The organism is Pseudomonas sp. PA-4-8C, from assembly GCF_021606625.1.
GTDB lineage: Bacteria > Pseudomonadota > Gammaproteobacteria > Pseudomonadales > Pseudomonadaceae > Aquipseudomonas > Aquipseudomonas lactis.
In genome coordinates this window covers 1-2,029 of sequence record NZ_WKCD01000484.1, presented here as the reverse complement: position 1 = coordinate 2,029, position 2,029 = coordinate 1, and the positions used below count along the sequence as shown (strand labels likewise).

3 protein-coding genes are annotated in these 2,029 nt (G+C 52.5%); 2 read left to right on the top strand and 1 reads right to left on the bottom strand.

Going from position 1 to position 2,029, the window contains the following annotated elements; all coding sequences use genetic code 11:
- Window positions 1-150 precede the first annotated feature (150 nt).
- Window positions 151-927 carry a hypothetical protein gene (locus GIW04_RS30235; RefSeq protein WP_232964647.1) on the bottom strand — a complete coding sequence of 259 codons (777 nt, stop codon included), beginning with the start codon at window positions 925-927 and terminating at the stop codon, window positions 151-153.
- 119 nt (window positions 928-1,046) lie between these two features.
- On the opposite strand from GIW04_RS30235, the gene GIW04_RS30230 reads away from it, so the two are divergent.
- Together GIW04_RS30230 and GIW04_RS30225 are read left to right on the top strand one after the other, a co-directional pair.
- Window positions 1,047-1,424, top strand: a complete 378-nt coding sequence (locus GIW04_RS30230) for an Ivy family c-type lysozyme inhibitor (RefSeq protein ID WP_232964648.1) — start codon at window positions 1,047-1,049, stop codon at window positions 1,422-1,424.
- A 130-nt stretch (window positions 1,425-1,554) separates the two neighbouring features.
- Window positions 1,555-1,956, top strand: coding sequence for a hypothetical protein (locus GIW04_RS30225; RefSeq protein ID WP_034134641.1), 402 nt, complete (start codon window positions 1,555-1,557; stop codon window positions 1,954-1,956).
- Window positions 1,957-2,029 lie beyond the last annotated feature (73 nt).

Sequence of the window (2,029 nt, the reverse complement as noted above, 5' to 3'; positions counted from 1 at the left end):
GATTATTATAGTTAACTCGGCAGTCTTGAAAACCGGCGGACGTTAATAGCGTCTCCAGGGTTCGAATCCCTGGTTTCCCGCCAAGATTCATACAAAAGCCTCGCGAATGCGGGGCTTTTGTGTTTCTGGGGTTTGGTTATGCCGGGCTATTCATGCAATAGGCCTGACTCGAAAGGCCAGAAACACCGGCCCGAATGGGAAGGTACTGACTTCCAGCTCATCCAGTGGATTGAGCGTGTGCGTGCGGCTTCCAGCGTTGCTGTAGATCACGTGGCTGCTGGATACAGCAATGTTGATCTTGCCGGCGGCCGCCTGGATTAGATTCACCTTGAACCCTTCAATTACGTCATCACCGATTGTCAGCGTGACATCTGTATCGCTGATGACCAGGATCGACTTGCCTGAATCCGCCATGGTCAAGGGCCTGCTGCCGGTGATAGAGACATTGGTGTGCACATGTCCGCCAGCGTGATAGCTGACCATCCTCGGATCAGCGAAGACCCGGGCAAAGGAGCCGACATAATTCACACTGGCGCGCATGTCGTCGAATTGCTCGACCACATAAGTACCGATGCTGCCGGAGACTTCCCCGTTGGGGTCCAAAACCCATTTGCGTCCCACCATCAACCCGATCTGGGTATTGGCACGTACACCGGCACGCATTTCTTCCAGAAAGAGTTGGCTGATCTGGCCACCGCCTTTGCCCTGAACATAGGTAAATCGCGCAATGGAATGGCTGTCGCCAGTGGGGCTGCCCTGGGCAGTATCGACCTTGTAGTCGACAAAGTCTGCCGAGACGATGGTGGTCGTGGTGTTGGCGTTTGGCGCCCAGGTAAAATCCAGGACTCTGCCGGTTTTGACCTGCTCTAGAGAGGTAGTGGCTTGTGATGTAGTAGTAGAGCCTGACTGCTTCAAATCGTCATTCATGATACTCATCCGTAAGTGGGGTGTGGGTCGAAAGTACACGAAGCAAATGACCGCCGTCATCACGCCACGTTTTCTACAAGACCATGCTGTCTTGCCTTTCAATGCTTGCGGGTGCCTCCATGATGCTAGTGTCTGAAGGCGTTTGGGCTAAACAATATCTGCCCGAGATTGCCAGCAAAGCGCCTTACAAAAAAGCCTACGCAGAGATGCTCAGTTATCCGGACTGGGTCAGTAAAGCTCAGGGCACAGCGTCGCCAGTCGAGACAGTTTCGGCGGATGGTAAACGCTTTACGGTAGGCCACATGTGCAAGCCACATGATTGTGCAGACAATCAGCTAATCGTGGTCTTTAACGCAGATGGAACAAAGTCCTGGGGGCTACTGGCGACTCGTCCAGCCGATGGAGATGCATTCAGTAAGCAATTACTGGGTTATCCCGACAGTGTCGTTCAGGGCCTACTGAATAAGTCGTTTGCTGACAACAATCCCGAAGATTGATGACCGGTGTCGCGCTGCTGCGGCAAGCGGTGGGTGGGTAGAACGACCATCAGATAAGATGTAGCGACCAGCCAGCTTGTTACGGTTATCGTGGATGTTAAAGTCGCACAAAATTTTTCGAAGGAACGATATGCGAGGCTTAATCGGAGCATTACTGCTTGTTGCTATTGGGGGGTGCTCCACATCGCCTATATCTGCAGACATCGCAGACCCTGTGCCATCCACAAGAATGTATGCCTTTACGGAAAAGAACGCGGCTCAGTTGGTGGTGACTAGAGACTCGGGCATCTACGGAGCTGAAGTCCGTTTTATTTTGCATATTGATGGAAAACCGGCTGCCGAGTTTCACCCTGGGGAGGTTGCCAAGTTTGGGCTGGCCCCTGGCAAGCATATTCTTGGTGTCTCGAAATACATGCTTTTCGGCACCTCAAGAATCATCGAATCAGAAATTGATATAAAGCCGGGAGACCTTGTTCGCCGCAGAATTTCTCAGCACGGCAGCAGTTTTTCTTTCACCCCGACTGCCTACTAAACGCCATTCGTCTGACGCCTGGCACTCTCAATCCCGTCGCAGCATCTCAATCCTAAGCGCGGATATCCCGAGC